Source organism: Candidatus Avelusimicrobium sp., from assembly GCF_056976295.1.
This window is the reverse complement of sequence record NZ_DBMCTG010000013.1, coordinates 1-16,998: the sequence shown is the minus strand read 5'-3', so window position 1 is coordinate 16,998 and position 16,998 is coordinate 1. Positions and strand designations below refer to the sequence as shown.

The 16,998-nt window shown below is 47.1% G+C and carries 18 protein-coding genes; 1 reads left to right on the top strand and 17 read right to left on the bottom strand.

What is annotated here, in order from left to right; genetic code table 11:
- Position 1: 1 nt before the first annotated feature.
- The 17 genes from miaA to ACZOTW_RS06030 all read right to left on the bottom strand — a co-directional run bounded on the left by miaA (position 2) and on the right by ACZOTW_RS06030 (position 16,274).
- Positions 2-967, bottom strand: a complete 966-nt coding sequence (gene miaA / locus ACZOTW_RS06110; protein ID WP_483997758.1) for a tRNA (adenosine(37)-N6)-dimethylallyltransferase MiaA — start codon at positions 965-967, stop codon at positions 2-4.
- A gap of 131 nt (positions 968-1,098) precedes the next feature.
- Positions 1,099-1,563 (bottom strand): PilZ domain-containing protein, encoded by a 465-nt coding sequence (locus ACZOTW_RS06105; RefSeq protein ID WP_177746198.1) that lies wholly within the window; start codon positions 1,561-1,563, stop codon positions 1,099-1,101.
- 4 nt (positions 1,564-1,567) lie between these two features.
- Positions 1,568-2,797 (bottom strand): tRNA (N6-isopentenyl adenosine(37)-C2)-methylthiotransferase MiaB, encoded by a 1,230-nt coding sequence (gene miaB, locus ACZOTW_RS06100; protein WP_483997757.1) that lies wholly within the window; start codon positions 2,795-2,797, stop codon positions 1,568-1,570.
- A gap of 51 nt (positions 2,798-2,848) precedes the next feature.
- Positions 2,849-4,513 (bottom strand): glucose-6-phosphate isomerase, encoded by a 1,665-nt coding sequence (locus tag ACZOTW_RS06095; protein ID WP_428041108.1) that lies wholly within the window; start codon positions 4,511-4,513, stop codon positions 2,849-2,851.
- An 18-nt stretch (positions 4,514-4,531) separates the two neighbouring features.
- The gene (gene rpiB / locus ACZOTW_RS06090) at positions 4,532-4,984 is read right to left on the bottom strand and encodes a ribose 5-phosphate isomerase B (RefSeq protein ID WP_428037828.1); all 453 of its coding nucleotides are present in this window, start codon (positions 4,982-4,984) and stop codon (positions 4,532-4,534) included.
- 3 nt (positions 4,985-4,987) lie between these two features.
- Complete coding sequence (locus tag ACZOTW_RS06085; RefSeq protein ID WP_428040107.1) at positions 4,988-5,545, bottom strand: D-sedoheptulose 7-phosphate isomerase; 558 nt, start codon at positions 5,543-5,545, stop codon at positions 4,988-4,990.
- A 12-nt stretch (positions 5,546-5,557) separates the two neighbouring features.
- A complete protein-coding gene (locus ACZOTW_RS06080; protein ID WP_483997756.1) occupies positions 5,558-6,277 on the bottom strand; it encodes a tetratricopeptide repeat protein in 720 nt (239 codons plus the stop codon).
- Positions 6,274-8,100, bottom strand: a complete 1,827-nt coding sequence (locus tag ACZOTW_RS06075) for a BatD family protein (RefSeq protein WP_483997755.1) — start codon at positions 8,098-8,100, stop codon at positions 6,274-6,276. Before ACZOTW_RS06075 ends, ACZOTW_RS06080 begins: the two co-directional genes overlap by 4 nt.
- Before the next feature lies 1 nt (position 8,101).
- Positions 8,102-8,764, bottom strand: coding sequence for a tetratricopeptide repeat protein (locus ACZOTW_RS06070; protein ID WP_428056250.1), 663 nt, complete (start codon positions 8,762-8,764; stop codon positions 8,102-8,104).
- Between the two features lie 9 nt (positions 8,765-8,773).
- Complete coding sequence (locus tag ACZOTW_RS06065) at positions 8,774-9,799, bottom strand: vWA domain-containing protein (RefSeq protein WP_428046985.1); 1,026 nt, start codon at positions 9,797-9,799, stop codon at positions 8,774-8,776.
- A gap of 1 nt (position 9,800) precedes the next feature.
- Positions 9,801-10,928: a vWA domain-containing protein gene (locus tag ACZOTW_RS06060; protein ID WP_483997754.1), complete on the bottom strand. Its 1,128-nt coding sequence runs from the start codon at positions 10,926-10,928 to the stop codon at positions 9,801-9,803.
- Positions 10,925-11,833, bottom strand: a complete 909-nt coding sequence (locus ACZOTW_RS06055; protein ID WP_428040113.1) for a hypothetical protein — start codon at positions 11,831-11,833, stop codon at positions 10,925-10,927. The genes ACZOTW_RS06060 and ACZOTW_RS06055 overlap by 4 nt, the downstream gene beginning before the upstream one ends.
- A 9-nt stretch (positions 11,834-11,842) precedes the next feature.
- The gene (locus tag ACZOTW_RS06050; RefSeq protein ID WP_483997753.1) at positions 11,843-12,724 is read right to left on the bottom strand and encodes a DUF58 domain-containing protein; all 882 of its coding nucleotides are present in this window, start codon (positions 12,722-12,724) and stop codon (positions 11,843-11,845) included.
- A 20-nt stretch (positions 12,725-12,744) separates the two neighbouring features.
- Complete coding sequence (locus ACZOTW_RS06045) at positions 12,745-13,728, bottom strand: AAA family ATPase (protein ID WP_428064417.1); 984 nt, start codon at positions 13,726-13,728, stop codon at positions 12,745-12,747.
- A gap of 84 nt (positions 13,729-13,812) precedes the next feature.
- Complete coding sequence (locus ACZOTW_RS06040) at positions 13,813-14,745, bottom strand: hypothetical protein (protein WP_483997752.1); 933 nt, start codon at positions 14,743-14,745, stop codon at positions 13,813-13,815.
- On the bottom strand, positions 14,742-15,605 hold the full coding sequence (locus ACZOTW_RS06035) for a hypothetical protein (RefSeq protein WP_483997751.1): 864 nt from the start codon (positions 15,603-15,605) through the stop codon (positions 14,742-14,744). Before ACZOTW_RS06035 ends, ACZOTW_RS06040 begins: the two co-directional genes overlap by 4 nt.
- A 222-nt stretch (positions 15,606-15,827) precedes the next feature.
- A complete protein-coding gene (locus ACZOTW_RS06030) occupies positions 15,828-16,274 on the bottom strand; it encodes a cupin domain-containing protein (RefSeq protein WP_483997750.1) in 447 nt (148 codons plus the stop codon).
- Positions 16,275-16,369: 95 nt separating this feature from the next.
- Here ACZOTW_RS06030 and ACZOTW_RS06025 point away from each other — a divergent pair, with 95 nt between their 5' ends.
- Positions 16,370-16,738, top strand: coding sequence for a winged helix-turn-helix transcriptional regulator (locus ACZOTW_RS06025; RefSeq protein WP_428041097.1), 369 nt, complete (start codon positions 16,370-16,372; stop codon positions 16,736-16,738).
- The last annotated feature ends 260 nt before the right edge of the window (positions 16,739-16,998 follow it).

Here is a 16,998-nt window from a genome sequence, read left to right as displayed (position 1 = left end):
TTCATTTTACCATATTGGGCGGCAGAGCCGTTTGATTGGCAAAATGCAAAATTTGTGCGGCGAGTGTTTGGGTGCGGAAATCTTGCTTGGCGGCTAATTCCAGGCGCAGGGCGTTGGTGTAACGGTTGAACCAGGTGCGCTGGCGTTTGGCATATTGGCGGGTGAGCGTGGTTACTTGCTCCACGGCCTGTGCGCGGGAGAGTTTCCCTTGTAAAAAAGCAACCGCCTGCGGGTAGCCAAGGCTCTTTAAAGCGGGTGTATCGGGCGTGTAACCCCCGTTTAGCAAGGTTTCGGTTTCCTTTACCATACCGTCAAAAAGCTGTTCCGTCCGCGCCGAAATGCGAGCATTTAACGATTCTTTATCCCACGCTAAATACACCCAAGCGGAGTCTTGCGGACTGGGCAGTTTAAAGAAATTACCGCTTTTTAGCGCACTGGCGGGCTTGCCCGTCAGCCAGCACAGTTCCAGGGCGCGCATTGTGCGTTGGACGTTACCCGCCGGGATATTTTGCGCGGAGGGCGGGTCCAACTCCATAAGCGCTAGGTGTAAACCTTCCTTGCCCGATTTTGCCAACAGGGCGGAGAGTTTTTCGCGCGTTTGGGGCGTGGAGGCGGGCAGGTCGTCCATACCCACAAAATAGGCGTGCAACCACATACCCGTACCGCCTGCAAAAATAAGTGGACGGCCTGCATTTTCGGCGGCGATTTGGCGCGCTTTTTTTACAAAGGTTCCTGCATTACAGGTTGCGGTAACGTCCAAAAAATCTACCAGATAATAGGGAATTCCGTCCACGGTATAGGTTCCGTTTTGGTATGCGCCTTGCGGCTTTGCCGTGCCGATAGTCAGGCATTTATAGACCTGGCGGGAATCTGCCGAAATAATAATCCCGTTTGATTGGCGGGCTAGTTCCAGGGCTAATTCCGTTTTGCCGGAGGCGGTCGGACCGCATAGGACGATAGGTTTCATAAACATATTGTATAAAATAAGTGATGTTTTTAAGTGTAAACAAGTGCGGAGAACAAGGCTGTTGGCGACGAATTAAAAACCCCCCGGCTAAAATAGGGGGGCTTTTCAAATGTTATTTGCGATAACGGAAACTATTTGTCTTCAAAAAGAGTTTCGTCCTTTTGAATTTTATTGCAGATTTTGTTGCATTTGCAGGTGCCTACGCAAACCTCAGGCAGTTTGAGCAAAATGCGCGTGTCGCAGTCGTTAAAATCGTCGGCCATTTCGCTGATGATTTTAGCGTCCTTTTCGGCCATTTTTACAAATTCAATGCCGATAGTATATACATTTTCGCGCTGTTTCACCCACGCCAAGCGGGCCTGCACTTCCATTTTGCCCGTGCCGGGCAGTTGCAAACTAATGGAAAATTTGTCAGCCAGCGGCGCGCCCAAAAAACTAATCATACGCATACCGGAAGCGGACAAGTCCGCCAAAATAGCGACCAGGGAAGTTTCCTTTCCGTCGGCGGTTTTGTAATGCAGGTTGACCGGTTCAATCAAATTGCTGATGACCGGCATACGCGGATGTCTGCGTTTTTCAGGAAAATGTTGTTTCATAAAATTAGTCCCTCGCAAATAATAAGGTTCCGTCGGCTTTTTCAATAGAGGTTTTTATGACGGAGCCAACAGGGTAAGACTTACGGGTCTTTACCCAAAAATTGCCGGAAGCGCGTCCTTTGTTTTCACTTTCTAAAAGCACTTCCTGCACGGAGCCGACTTGCGCTTGATACGCTGCGTCGGATAAACCTCTTACTTTATTTAACAAAATATCAAGCCGTTCTTCCAGTATATTTTGCGGTAAGAGTTTCATTTTAGCCGCCGGAGTGCCCTGGCGGGGGGAATATTTAAAGCAGTAAGCCGCAAAAAATTCCGCCTCGTCCACTAGAGAGAGTGTCTCTTTGAAGTCGTCTTCTGTCTCGGTCGGGAACCCGACAATAATGTCCGTAGATATATTGAAACCGCAAGACTTTAAGGCGCGGACTTTTTCCAAAAATATTTCGCGTGTGTAGCCGCGTTTCATTTCCTGTAAAACCTTGGTGGAGCCGCTTTGCACAGGTAAATGGACGTGGCGGGCGATTTTAGGATTGTCTTTAATGGCTTCCAAAAATTCCGGGGTAAAATAAATGGGGTGCGGACTTGTAAAACGTACACGCTCTACTCCGGGTAAGCGGCTGACCTGATTCAGTAAATCGGCAAAAGAAGTGTTTTCAAACTGATAGGCATTGACCGTTTGCCCCAGGAGCATAATTTCTTTCGCTCCGGCTTGGGCTTTTTGTGCGGCGTCGGCTAAAATATCCTCTGCGGGCAGGCATTTTACGGGGCCGCGAACGCTGGGTACAATGCAGTAGGAGCAAGCAAAATTACACCCGCGCATAATGGTTACATAACCTGTTAAGCCGCTGGCTAACTGGTGGGTATCTTTGCCGGGGGCGTTAAAAAGACCGCTGGCATCTAAGGTATCGGCAAAATGTTCAATTTCTTTTGCGCCCGAAATAATATCTAAAAAGGGGTATTTTTTTTGAAGGGTTTTGCCCAAGCGTTGGGCGGCACAGCCTGCAAAAATAATCGCGCGGCCCGGCTTTTCCTGCTTCCACGCGGCCAAACGGCCCAAGAACGAAACGGCGCGGTGTTCGGCGTGGTCGCGCACCGTACAGGTGTTAATCAGGGCAATATCGGCTTCGTCCAAGTTTTCGGTATATTGCGCCCCGCGCGATGCCAAATGCGCAAACATTTCGTCGGAGTCGGCCACGTTCATTTGGCAGCCGTAGGTTTGAATAAATACTTTGGTCATAGATAAAAAAGCAAGGCGGCCCTTAAAGGAACCGCCTTGCTGATAGGTGAATTAGAACAAGTCGCTGATTTTTTTGATGCTTTCCAACAGCGGCTGCGCCAAGTGAATTTTAATCACGCGGCGGCCTTTGGCCTGCAAGGCTTGGAAATCGCCCAATGCCTGTGCGTTGCAAAGTTGTCCGAACGTGTAGTGATGTCCGGGAATTTTGATGTCATTGGCCGGCTCGGCGGAGAGAATCAAAAATACACCGTTGTTTCCGTCGCCCTTGTGCAACTGGCCGGTGGAGTGCAGGTAGCGCGGCCCGTAACCAAACAAGACGGCGCGTTTGGTGCGCAGCATAATTTTGTCGCGCAAGGCGAGCAATGCTTTTTCGGTTTCTTCGCACGGATAAACATACGGGAGCAAGGCCACATAGTCGTTGCTTTCCAAAAGGGAATACAAATCCTGGGCCAAGGTTTCCATTTTTACTTCGCCGGCGATGTCGGCAGAGACCAAAATCGGGGCGGATACTTCGGCCGGAACATTGCCGTTTTCCAGTTCAGCCAAGAGGTTTTTCGTGCGGGTTTTGGCATCTTGCACATTGGGCTGGTCAAAGGGGTCAATGCCCAAAATGGCACCTGCGGCGGCAGTAGCAATTTCCCACAAAAGGAACATAGCGCCTAATTGATAGACGTCGTCCATTTTAATCGTAAATACGGGGTAACTGCGTTCAGCCAAATCGGCGGCAATAGCACTGACGCGTTTGTCGTCTTCGCTGTCCGTGGACAAATGGACAAAGAAGCGGTCCTCTCGGTAATCAAAGTTTGGCGTGAGCGTTTCACCCGCCACCGGGACTACGCCTTTGCCTTCTTTACCCGTGGATTCGGCTACCAATTGTTCGGCCCACAAGCCGAAAGTGGCTAAATCTTTGGGGGTTAAAAGGGTCATTTTGTCCTTGCTGTGGTTGACGTTGCAAGCACCCATATAGGCGCCCAACTGCACGGCGGCATTGCCTTTTTCGGGGGCTTCGGGACCAAAGGTTTCGGCCTGTTCTTGGGCAATCGTCAGCAAGCGTTTTACGTCCACGCCCATAATGGCGGCAGGCACAATGCCAAAGAAGGACAGGGCGGAAAAGCGGCCGCCAATGTCAGAGGGGTTGATAAAGGTTTTGCGGAAATTGTGTTTTTTGGCTAAGGCTTCCAATCCGGTGCCTGCGTCGGTAATAGCGGCAAAATTCTTACCGGGTTCTTTTACGCCGGCTTTCTTTACTTCGTCGTAGAAATAAGCAAATTGGGAGGAGGGTTCCACCGTACCGCCGGATTTGCTGGCAAAGATGAACAAGGTTTCCGCCGGGTTGATGCGGGCGCGTGCGGCACCGATCCAATCGGGGTTGGTGGTGTCTAATACGATAAGTTCCGGCCAGCCGTTTTGCTTACCGAATACGGTGCGGAACACTTCGGGCGCGAGGGAGGATCCGCCCATACCCATAATGACACAATGTTTGAAATTTTGTTTTACATCTTCGGCAAAGGCGGTTACGCTGTCAATGCGTTCCAACGTCCAGTTATAGACTTTTTGCCAACCCAAAAATTTGACGATAAAGTCCATACTTTCTTTATCTTGTTTCCAAAGAGTGGGGTCCTTGGCCCAGAATTTGGTATTAAACTCTAATCCTTCCAGTTTAATTTCCCCTTCGCGGATAATTCCTTCGGCCATCGGGTTTGCTTGTGTATTCATACGTTCCATCCTTATTTTTTATTTAAAATTTGCGTTTTCAATCGCTTTTACTTTATTAAGCCTTATTTCGTGGCGGGTCCCCGTCAGGAAAGAGGCGCTTAAAAATCGTTCGGTCAGTTCCTCGGCAACAGCCGGGCCGATAATGCGTGCACCCATACACAACACATTGAGTGCATCGTGCTCTACGGCTTGTTTTGCGCTATACGCATCGTGGCATACGCACGCGCGCACGCCCTTGGTTTTGTTGGCCGTAATGCACACACCCACCCCGCTTCCGCAGAGCAAAATACCGCGGTCGGCTTGTTGGGAAGCCACCATTTTGGCTACTTTGTCGGCATAGTCGGGGTAATCGGCGCGTTCGCAACTAAACGTGCCGCAATCAATTACTTCGTGCCCCAAGCGGCGTACAACAGCCGCTACGGTTTCTTTCAGCGGAAAGCCCGCGTGATCGCATCCTATTGCTATTTTCATAAATCAGTATGCCTGGTCCACTAAATCGCACATACAATGGCCCATAAAAATATGGCAGGCCTGAATATGCGGAGTATCTTTTACATTTACGACGAGCGGTAAATCACACATATCTTTAATGGTGCCGCCGTCTTTACCCAAAAAGGCCGCCGTAAAGCAGCCCTTGCGCTTGGCAAGACCTAAGGCTAAATATACATTTTTGCTGTTGCCGGAGGTAGAAATGCCGATTACGACATCCCCCGGCTGGGCAAAACCGTCAATTTGACGGGAAAAAACCACATCATAAGAATAATCGTTTCCAATGGCGGTAAGGGTGGAAGAGTTGGTGTTTAACGCAAGTGCCGGCAAAGATGGACGTTCCTTTTTAAAACGGCCTACAAATTCTGCCGCAATATGTTGCGCATCAGAGGCGCTTCCGCCGTTTCCCATTAAAATAACTTTATGTCCGTTTTTAAAGGCTTTAACCACTTCGGCCGCCAAGGCTTCCACCTTGTCCGCCAGGTGTTCTTTTACATACGTTACGGCTTTGATTAATTCGTCGGCTTGTTGCTGTACAAACATACATAAACTCCTTTAAATTTGTTCTATGGCGTTTTTATTTACCCAACCCTTAATACCCTGAGACTTTACAATAACTTCATACCAAGAGTCTTTTTCGTCCTGCACGGTCAGCAGGTGCCCTTGGGCTACGCTTGCGCTGGCGGGGAAATTCGTTCCCGGCCCGCTGCGTATTTCCGCCACCGGTGCGGCTACTACGGCCAAAGGTTCTGTTGCAGTCTTATGACGCAGATAAAACCACCCGGCGGTAAGGGCGAGCAAAAGAGCCGCTGTTACAGTTATTCTTCCGCCGCGGCGTTTTAAAAGCCACACACACGCAAACAGGCAGAACACCCACCACAAAACCATCGCCAGCCCTTTAAGTTCATCATAAGACAAACTGAAAAATGCTTTATGCAATACGGGCGGTACTCCTGCCGGAATCAAACTTTCGCCCCCGGCAGATAAGGCCAAGGATAAATTATTGCGGATATCTGCATCGCGCGGGGCCAACTTAAAAGCACGGTAATAATTCGCGGCGGCCAAACCCATACTGCCCATTTTAAAATAGCAATTACCTATATTGTAGTAAACATAAGGGTCGTTTGGGTGAGTTTTTAAATCATATTCGTACAATCCCAACGCGGCAGAGAACTTGCCTTGGCGGTAAAATTCTTCGGCATTTTGCAGGGGAGTTTGGGCAAACACGGAGGTGAACCCGAGTAAAGCAAAAACTAAAATAAACAAATGTTTCATTTGGTTTCCTCCTCCATTAATTTTAAAATATCTAACCCTTGCGCGGATAAGTTCTGCGGGTCCAACGCATCAGGCGAGCCGGGGGCAAAGCGGGCCGTTTCCAGCCGTTGCCAAAGTAAAGAAAACGCTTCTGCTGTGGCGGGGGTAACGCCTCTTTTTTGCAGGGCGGTTACAATCGCGCGCAGGGGCAGGCTTCCCGTACCGATACCCAATTTTTGCTGTAAATAGCCGGATAAGGCTTCGGCTACCTGCTCGTCTGAAAGGGCGCGTTTAAGTAAATTTTTGGCGTGAGTATAGGCGCGTTTGCGGGCCATAGATTTTCTGCCGAAAGAGGCAAAAAATACGCTAATACCCAAAATGACGAGCGCGGCCCAGTTGGCTTTTTGCCACGCGCTTAACCGGGCCAAAACGGACGGTTCGGGCGCGTAAGCGTTTTTTAAGTAGGCAATGTCCTTGCCCAAGGTTTGAAAGCCGTTCCCCGTATGGGCGGCGGCCCCAAAATCAAAGCCGCTTTCCTTTTTAGTAGAGGGGGAAACGGACAACGTAATGGGTTCCGTTTGCAAGGTTTTGTATTGGCCGGAAACGGGATTAAAGTAAGACCACTTGATAGGCGCAACAGCATATATGCCCGAAGCGGACGGCACTAAAACGGTTTTAAATTCCTTATACCCGCGTACGGTGTCAGAAGATGAAGGCAAGGAGCCTGCCGCGGCGGCGGCAGGGTACATTTTAAACCCGGGCATTTTCGGCCAAGTTAGGTCGCCCGTACCCTTTAAGTTGCCCGGCCCTTTTACCATAACGGTAACTGTAACGGCCTCCCCTGCTTCCACTTGTGTTCTGTCGGCCGTTGCCGATAAGGTATAACCTTGGCCTACTGCGCCATAAAAAGAATTCGGTTTGCCGGCCGGAAGCGGGCGGATTTGGAGAGAGATTTCTTTGGATTCGGCCGTCTTTTCTGCTCCCAGGGCCGAGCCGCCAAACAAGCGGTCTAACGGCGAAAGCGAAGCGGAGCCGGTGCGGTATTGCACGCGGGCCTCACCAATCGTGGCCGCACCGGGAGCCGCACCCGTAACGGTGTAGCGTTGTTCGTTGTAGCGGTACAAGATTCCGTTGATACTTTGTGTTCCTTCGGCGGAGCCTGCGTCCTCCATAAACAGGTTATAAACGGCGGGCTTTTGGTACGGTGCATCGTAAAATTCGCGGGAATAGTAAAAGCGTACGGCCAGGGTAACGGCTTCGTTTACATAAGGTTTTTTATTGCTTACGGCAGAAACTAAAAAGTAATTTTCATTTCCGCGCGCGTAGGCTTGGTTCATTAAACTTTGCGTGAGCGCGGGGAGACTTTCGTCGGCTTTTTGCACTTGGCGCGAAATGGCCGTATTAATGGAAGAATCATAGGTCCCGTTGGTTACGGCCCGGCCCGTACTGGTGGCGGGGCGGTTTTTTTGTACACCTTGGGAATTGCGGTAAATACTGATAGAAATCGGGTCCGTTTTATATGTCTTTCCGTTATATTTAACAGTTACGGAGCCAATGTCGGCTTTGCCCACAAAACGCGGCAGCATTACATAGCGAAATACCGAGGTGCTTTTTCCATTGATGGTGTTTTGCTCAATTTCGCGCGAATAAACATTAAACGCAGGCAGACTGGGCAGTTGCGGCATTGTCAGCGGACTGACGGCCCCCTGTACGGTTACGGTTAGGGTAATTTCGTCATCCAGCGTGAGAGAAGTTTTATCCACCGAAGATGACACGGAAATTTGTGCCCAGGAAAGCCCTGCCCATAATATCAAATAAAGAGAAAAAAGGAGTTTCTTTAACATATTACCAATCCTTCTCCACAGTGGGATCTTGCGCTTCTCCCGGCTGGGTAGGTTTTTTATATTCGTTTTCGCGCGCCATTTGCATTACGCGGTCCGCATCATCTTTATTCATAGCATCTTGTGGAGTGGACGGCTTTTCCTTTTGGCCTTGTTCCTGTGGGGCTTGGCCTTTATTGTTTTGGTCCTGCTGACTTTGGTTAGAGGAATTATTACTGTTGTTTTGGTTATTTTGGTTGTTTTGGTTTTGCTCGCTTTGCTGTTGCTCTATAATCAGTTGCAAGTTGTGCACGGCCTCTTTATCCTTGGGATTGGCTATAATGGCTTGGCGGTACGCGGAGACGGCCTTGTCTTTATTGCCGGCACGGTAATAGGAGTTGCCTAAGTTAAAAAGTGCATCTTGGCGGAGAGAGCCGTTTTGTTCTGCCGTATTTTCAAAGGCTTTTTCAGCCGATTGGTAATCTTTTAAATAGTACGAGGCCGCTCCGGCACCGAAAGAGGCTTGCTCCTGGCGGGGTTCTTTGTGTAATGCGGCTTGATATTTGGATAAGGCCTGCCCGTATTTTTTATCTTGATATAACTTGCCTGCTTCGCGCAAATCCCCGCGTACGCCCGCAAAAGCGGACGAAGCCGAAAGAAGGAGTAAAAAGCAAGCAATTTTCTTCATAATTTTATTTTACCTTTTTTGGGCCATATTTCGCTTGTTGCCGCGCGGCCACAGTAAAAAAGCGGCTAAGCATAAAATGGCCAGCAGCAACGGCAGCGCATATCGGTTTTTATATACCGCGCGCGAAGCCGCCCGGGCAGAGGTTTTATCCAACCCTTTCACCGAGGCTTCTACTTTTGCCGCCACTTGTGCAGGCGTGGTATAGGCAATATAGGCCCCGCCGGTGGCCTGCGCCAGCGCGAGCAGCGTTTTTTCGTCCAGTTTGGAAACTACCGTTTTTCCCGTTTTATCCTTTTTGTATTCTATAACTTTACCTGTCGTATCCAACTTGGCAGGGATTAAGGTGCCGTCTTTTGTTCCGATACCGATAGCAATTACGCGGATTCCATTTTTGAGGGCCGTTTCCTGGGCGGCTTTCAGTTCGTTGGGAGAGTGGTCCTCTCCGTCAGTTAATAAGATGAGGGCTTTTTGTCCGGGATATTTGGCTAACATCCGGGCGGCCAAATGAACCGGAGCCGCCAGGGAAGTTCCCGGCACAGGCAACATATCGGGCTGTAAGGAATTAATAAAATAGGTTAGCGCATCCTCGTCCGTGGTAATAGGGCATTGTACATATGCTTGGGAGGTAAACGCCAAAATACCGATACGTTCATCCTTTAAATTATTTACAAGCATTTTGAGCATTGTTTTTGCATTATCCAAGCGGTCGGGCTTTAAATCTCTTGCGCGCATAGAAGTAGAAACGTCCACCGCGATAACCGTTTGGGCAAACGAGCCTTGAACCTCTATTATTTCCGTACCCCATTGGGGGCCTGCCAGCGCCGCGAACAAAAAGAATAAAAACAGCCCGAAACAGGCACCGCGTTTCCAGGTAACGGGGCGTAAATCAGCGGTTAATTTGGCATATGCCATCGGCCCGAATAAGGCAGAAATCAGGCGGTTTTTTAGTTTCTTGCCCGACCACGCTACCAGCCACGCCAATAAAGCCGCCGGAAGAAAGTAAACCAAAAACCAAGGATTTGCAAACAGTTCCATATTAGGGTACCTTTATTAAAAATAATTTTTCCAAGACAAATGCGGCACCCGCAAAAATAAGCGCCGCCAACAAAAGCGGGTGGTAAAAATCGGTGCGGTTGACAGTGGAATTGGGGGCAAATTGCGTTTTTTCCAGTTCGTTAATCATATCGTAAATTTTAGCGAGTTCTGCTTCGTTTTTGGCGCGGAAAAATTTACCGCCCGTCGCATCTGCTATTTCCAACATCAGCCCTTCGTTGATTTCGTCCTGTGCGCTGGAATACAAACTTTGCTGGGGCGCGCTGGCGGTGCCGATTGTGTAAACGCGTATGCCGTATGAAGCGGCGGCTTTGGCGGCGAGCATAGGGTCAATGGTTCCGGCATTGGAATCGCCGTCTGTCAGTAAGATGATGATTTTGCTTTTGGCTTTGCTGTCTTTTAAATGGTTGGAAGCGACGGCCAATGCATCACCAATAGCCGTATAGTTGGGGTCCACCACCCCCAAATATAAGGTGCCTAAATATTCAAGCAGTGCTTCGTGGTCCAGCGTTAGCGGGGCTTGCAGCATTGCCTGTTTGGCAAAGGCAACAAGTCCAATGCGGTCCGATGGGCGTTTTTTTATAAATCGGGAGGCTGTTTCCTGCGCGGCTACAAAGCGGTTGGGGTAAAAATCCTGCTTTTGCATAGAGGCCGAAACGTCCATCAGCAAAATAATGTCCACCCCTTCGGTGGGCGGCACTACCGTACGGTCCACTTTTACGGGGCGTGCAAGAGCGGCTGTCATTAAAATAAGCGCGGCTGTATATAGCAGAATCGGCAGCCAGCGCGTAAACAGTACGCGCACGGAAGTTTGTTCCACCCTTAGATGAGCCAAAGGATAGGAAATTTGGCGGCTGAATATCCGTCTTAATACAGTATGTGTAATGAGTACGGCAAAGGGGATAATGAGAAGCAAAAAAGCCCACGGGTGCATAAATTCCGCGCGTCCGCCGGACAACCGTTCAAAAAGCAGTCCGCCCAGCGATACCGCGCATAAAGCCACGGCCGCCGCCGTGCAAATAACCTGTGCTTTGGGGGCGCGGCGGGTAACCAGTCCGGCGGATAAACCGGCCAGTAGCATTAAAATACTGATTAAAAAGAAATAAATCATTTTTTAATCTCCTGTGCGGGAGCGAGTTCTTTGGGGGAGGTTTCCACAATAATTTCGCGCAAGAGTTGGATATCGCTGTTGCGGGTTTCCAAACTGGGTACAGCCTTGGCGAATTTAACGAGATCTCCCGAACTTAAAAATTGGCGCAACTGCGCACGCAAGGGAGCCAATTTGGGCATTGTTTTAATGCGGGCTAAAATTTCGGCGGAAGTATCGGCTGACGCATCTATTTTTAATTGGCGCCATAAGTATTCGCGTAAAATATCGGTAAGGGTATTGTAAAACACCTTATATTGGGCATTTTCCCAAAGGCCGCTGTCTAATAACGCATCAATTTGCGAGAGCGCAATCTCGTTGCCGGGGCGCGGGTCCTCAGGCGCGTGCGATACGGAAAGTTGTTTTTCGTGCAGTTTTTTATACCACGCATAAAGCACATAAATAAGTGCGCCTAACAAAAGGGCGGCTATCAACCACGCCAGCCAACTGGCGGGGATGGAGGGATTGCGGATTTCCCGCAGGTTTTTATCGTTAAAGGTTTTTGCGGGAGTAATGTCTATATATGCTTCGGCTTTTGTTTGGGCGGTTGTTTTGCCGTTTTGCTCCAAGTTAAAAGTAACGGTAAAGGTAGATTTGCCCAAAGTAAAGGGCAAAGCCGTAAAATCATATATTAATGTGCCGGGCGATTTCCGTTGTGCTGCCATTTGGGTAATTTCAAAATCTTTGGAAAGAGAATCTTTGGCAACGGTTACTTCATAGCCCGGTGTGTGGCTTAAACTAAATTGCAGGGCAAAGGGTTTGGCAAAAGGAACCTTATCTGCGGCTTTTTGCTCAATTAATTGCAACTCCTGCGCCCCGCAAAGAGTAAAGGAAAACAAAAGGGAAAATAAAGTTAAAAGTTTTTTCATATTATTTTCTTATTTTTTGGCGCGCTGTTTAAAAAACGCAATCACCGGGTCCGCCGGTGCTTGGTCGGTGCGGACGTAAATCGGTTCAATCTTATACGGATTAAAGAGGGCGCGCAGGTTAATGTTTTGGTGTTCTGCGTGCTCGGCAAGGGCAATATTCAGTTCGCCGGAGGACAGACACAAAAAATCTTCTTCCCCGGTTTCCGGGTCGGTTACATCTATGCAGGCGGACACGGGGGGGATAAATTTTTCCAGTTTGTCTTGAATGACAACGGGAATTAAGTCAAACTTTTTGGCTGCCAGTTTAAAGGGTTTTGAAAACGAGGCAACAGGAGCCAAAAAATCGGAAATTAAAATTAAAATGCCTTGGCGTTTAATAACCTTAGATAATGTTTCCAAGCACAGGCCGATATCCGTACCGCGCCCGGCAGGTTCAAAGGCCACCAGTTCTCGGATGAGGCGCAAAACGTGTTTTTTACCTTTTTTGGGGGGAACAAATAGTTCTATTTGGTTTGAAAAGAGCATTAAGCCCACTTTGTCGCTGTTTTTGATTGCGGAAAAGGCAAACAAGGCGGAAAGTTCTGCTGCTAATTCCTGCTTTAATTTATCCGCAGAGCCAAACCGTTGGGATGCCGAAACGTCGCACGCAATCATCAGCGTCAGTTCGCGTTCCTCGTTATATTTTTTGATATAGGGGATACCGGTGCGGGCGGTTACGTTCCAGTCAATAGAGCGGATATCGTCGCCCGGGGTATATTCGCGCACTTCGGCAAATTCAATTCCTTGCCCTTTGAACGCGCTCAAATACTCCCCGGCGAACGTTTCCAATACGAGTTTGTTCGTCTGGATTTCAATTTGGCGTACTTTTTTTAAAATTTCCGCAGTATCCATTTTGTACCCCCGGGATAATTCTACGGTACGTCCACCGCATCAAAAATTTGTTTGACGATTTGGTCGGAGGTAATATTTTCGGCTTCCGCTTCGTATGATAGCAGCACTCTGTGGCGCAAAACATCCATACCGATGGCTTTAATATCTTCGGGCGTAACAAATCCGCGTCCGTTTAAGAACGCATAGGCCTTGGCCGCTTGCGTGAGGAAGATAGTTGCGCGGGGGCTGGCGCCATAGGCAATAAAAGAGGCTAGTTTTTCTAACTTGGCCGATTTGGGGTCGCGCGTGGCAAAGACTAAATCTACAATGTAGTTTTTGATTTTTTCATCTACATAAATGGAATCGGTTACTTGGCGCGCTTTTAAAATCATCTCCGGTGTAACATTGGTGTTTACGGAAATGGTTTGATGCGAGGACATACGTTCCAAAATCAGTTTTTCCTCTTCTTTGGTGGGATAGGTTACCATTACTTTAAGCATAAAGCGGTCCACCTGTGCTTCCGGAAGCGGATAAGTTCCCTCTTGCTCTACGGGGTTTTGTGTGGCCAGTACCATAAACGGAGCAGGCAATTTATAGGTTTGCTCGCCAATGGTTACCTGGCGTTCTTGCATTGCTTCCAATAGCGCGCTTTGAACCTTAGCCGGAGAGCGGTTGATTTCATCGGCCAGTACAAAGTTGGAAAACACCGGCCCACGTTTGGGGTAAAACAAGCCGTCTTTGGGGTTAAAAATAAGTGTACCCGTGATATCGGCAGGCAGTAAATCCGGCGTAAATTGGATGCGCTGGAACTGGGCATGAATTGCTTGCGCCAAAGTTTTGACGGCTAATGTTTTAGCCAGGCCCGGCACCCCTTCAATCAAAATATGACCGTCGGCTAACAGGGCTACAAGCATTTTTTCTAAAAGGGCTTCCTGCCCTACAATTACCTTGCCGACTTCGCGCTTTAAATCTTGCAAAAAGATACTTTCCTGCTGGACTTGTTTATTAAGTGTGGTGATATCCATACGTCCCCCTTATGACGGACTAAACCGTCTGGTTTCTTCCTATATTATAAATAAATTGAGAGTATTGTAAAAGCCTAAAAGGGGTTATTTTTTTCCTTTCAAGCGGGCCAGTTGTTTGGCAATTTGGTTATCTTGGTACCAAAGGTAGATAAACAATAAACCAGTAGATAGAAAAAGGGCCACAAATACAATACGCGTAACACTTGGTTGTTTATATAACTCGTATCCAATCATGCCGCTCAAAATAAGATGTGCAAAGAAGAAATACACAAGTGTTTCGCGTTCTTCTTTGCTAAACCGGCAAATCAGGCCATATTTGCGGTAATCTTCCAACGTGGCACGGATAGAATCTGCCGCTTGTTCTTCAACTATGGCGCCAATAATTCCTTTGGAGGCTTTGGAACGATTAACCTTAGTAGTATACTTAGAAAGGTCCGAAGCGGCGTCTACTTTTAGTTCAAACTTTTTGAAAGCATTTTCTTTTTTCAATAGGTTGATAATCATTTTTATAGCATTCTTTTCGTAGTGCAGAAACGAAATGGTTTTATTTTCTTGTAAAAAAGTAAATTCACAGAATATAACCTTTGGAAAAGAACAGAAATCGTTAGACACCGTTGCACATTTTGCCGCTAATATAAATTGCGTTTCTTGGTATGGCAACAGAACAGGCCGCGTTTGCTTGGTGTATTCCAACTTTACGCCTTCGGGCAAAAATTCTACCGTGCGGATTTTATTTTTGGGCCGCTTTGGTGAAAAAAATATCGTATAGATACGGTAAATCGTTAAACCTACAAAGGCTAACGCCAACCAGGGGAATATTTTGAATGCTAGCAAGCAAACAATCCCGCGCCCTTCGCAAATTTCCAAAGCGAATTGGTTGTACGCGGCCCAGGAAAAGGAACCTTTTCCCCACATGAAAGTGCCGAGCGTGATCATAAAAATAAATATAATATATAGCAAGGCAATCCAAAAGTGGGCACCAAATAAGGTGGAGGGGTCTTTTATTTTCAGTTTCATTTTTTGTGTTGTTTGAGTTCTTCTATTTGTTTTGCCAGTTTTTTTGCCTTCACCGCTTTGCAAATCATATATATTCCGACTAATGGGAGAATGAGCGTGAGCAGGGCAAATAGCGTGAGCGAGTTAAGCAGCACAATGGATTGGATAATAAACAGAGAGAAAAGTATTCCCAACCCTAAAAGCATATTGCGGGTTGCCTTATCATAAGGGCACAAAATGCCATAGTCTATGTAATCTTGAAAAATAGTGCGGATTTTATCGGCGGCAGTTTTATCCCAAGAGTTGCGTAAACTCCTTGGGTTGACGGCGAAATGAAAGGAGGCAAATCGGGCGCGGTAGTCCAAGAGTTGGGGGAAAAATGTAAACGGGCGTGCTGACAAATGGTCACAAACGAAGGTTTGGTTCCCTTGCGTAAAGGATATTACGCAAGGCCCCGCAACGGAGCGGTGTCCGTTTTTGGTGGAAACATCAAAGGCGGTAATGGTGAGGTTGAACCGCGTTTCCGGATAGGGCAGGAAAACGGGAAGAGTATTCTTATTATATCCCAGTTTTACGCCTTCGTTCAAAAATTCTATCGTGCGGATAGCGGACATTTGGCTGTGGCTCGGCAAAAAGCATTTTATCCAACGATAAAGGATATTGCCTATAAAAAATACCATTAGAATCGGAAGCAACTTAAAAAGTAAAAGTGTTATTAAATCCCCTTCGCTGATTTCTGTCACAAAGGCAGTGTAAGATTGCCAGGAAAATTGTCCGTCTAACAGAAAAAAGAAACAAAACCCAAAGGCCGTAAACATCACTATGGTGAAGATTTCCTGTAAAGAAATATAAGATTTTGGATTTCTAATTTTAATACGCATTATTATCTCCCACGAAAAAGTCCGGCTAACCGGGCCAACAAAAATCGTTTCCCGTCCAATAGTTTATCAACCGTATGGGTAGCCGTCAAATTCTTATATAATTCCGAGGTCATTTCTGCTCCTTACATAACTTTATATATTATGATAGAATTTGCGGTAAATTACAAGTTAAAAATAAAACACCCCCGCAGAGGTGCGAGGGTGCTTATCACAAAGGCGAAACTATTTAGATGTTTCTTCGTCATACATCCCAACCCCGGTTTTGCCGATAACCATTATCTTTTTTGCGCCGGGCATATGGCAGATTTCGGGCAAGTGTTCGCTGCCGATATCTAAATAGACCAATTTTTCGGCGTCGGATGCGTTGCGGATGACGTGTGCGCCTTCCGGTCCTGTGGGAAAGGCAATAGCGTCGCCCGCTTTTAAGGTTACTTCCCTGTCGTGCAATTTAACAGCGGCGGTGCCGGAAATCACATAAAAGACTTCTTCGTTCATTTCGTGCCAATGGTATCCATAGGCAAAGTGTCCGGGGGCCACTTCCACAAAGTTCGCGTGCAAGGTGGAAATGTCGCTATGCGGGATGATTTCCTTTACGGTAAATTCCGCACCGTTGGCCGCCATAAATTGACCTTTTTCGTGTTGGTAATTTTTAATTTCAACTTTTTTCATATCTTTCTCCTTTATATATAGGGGATTTTTACCCCGGATGACATCAAGTATTGTGCCTTTTATTAGTTTCTTTTGTAAAGTAGGCACTTTTTTGTATGCTAGTAGCCAAAAAGAAACTAATGGAGTATAATAAATATATGATTACGAAAAAGAATTTGCCCCCGTGTCCGGTGGCGGTACTGCTCAAATTGATAGGTAATAAATGGAAAATCCTTATTATAAGGGATTTGCTGACAGGGACCAAACGTTTTGGCGAATTAAAAAGGAGTGTGGGGTGTTCCCAAAAAGTTCTTACAAGCAACTTAAAAGAAATGGAGGAGAATAAATTATTGTTGCGCAAAGCCTTTGCCGAGATACCTCCCCGGGTGGAATATACTCTTACCAAAACAGGTTTATCCTTGGCTCCCGTACTGCAAGAAATGGCCGCGTGGGGGGATAAATACCGACGGAGTTTAAAGAAATAGTTGCAAAATATTTTTAATATGTTATATAATAAATATACGCAAACAAGATGAGTTTGCCAAGCAGTAAAAAAGATTTGACAAGTTCTTAAAAAATTGTTTTAATATATAAGTACTCAGTAAAGAGCGTTTTTAAGTTTGCAACTTAATTTAAAAAAAGATTTGACAAACATTTAAAAAAATGCTTAAATAAAAGAGTAGTAAGGGTTGAGCGTTTTAAACAAGAGTTTAAAAAGGCTTGACAGGTTGAAACAGATTTGCTA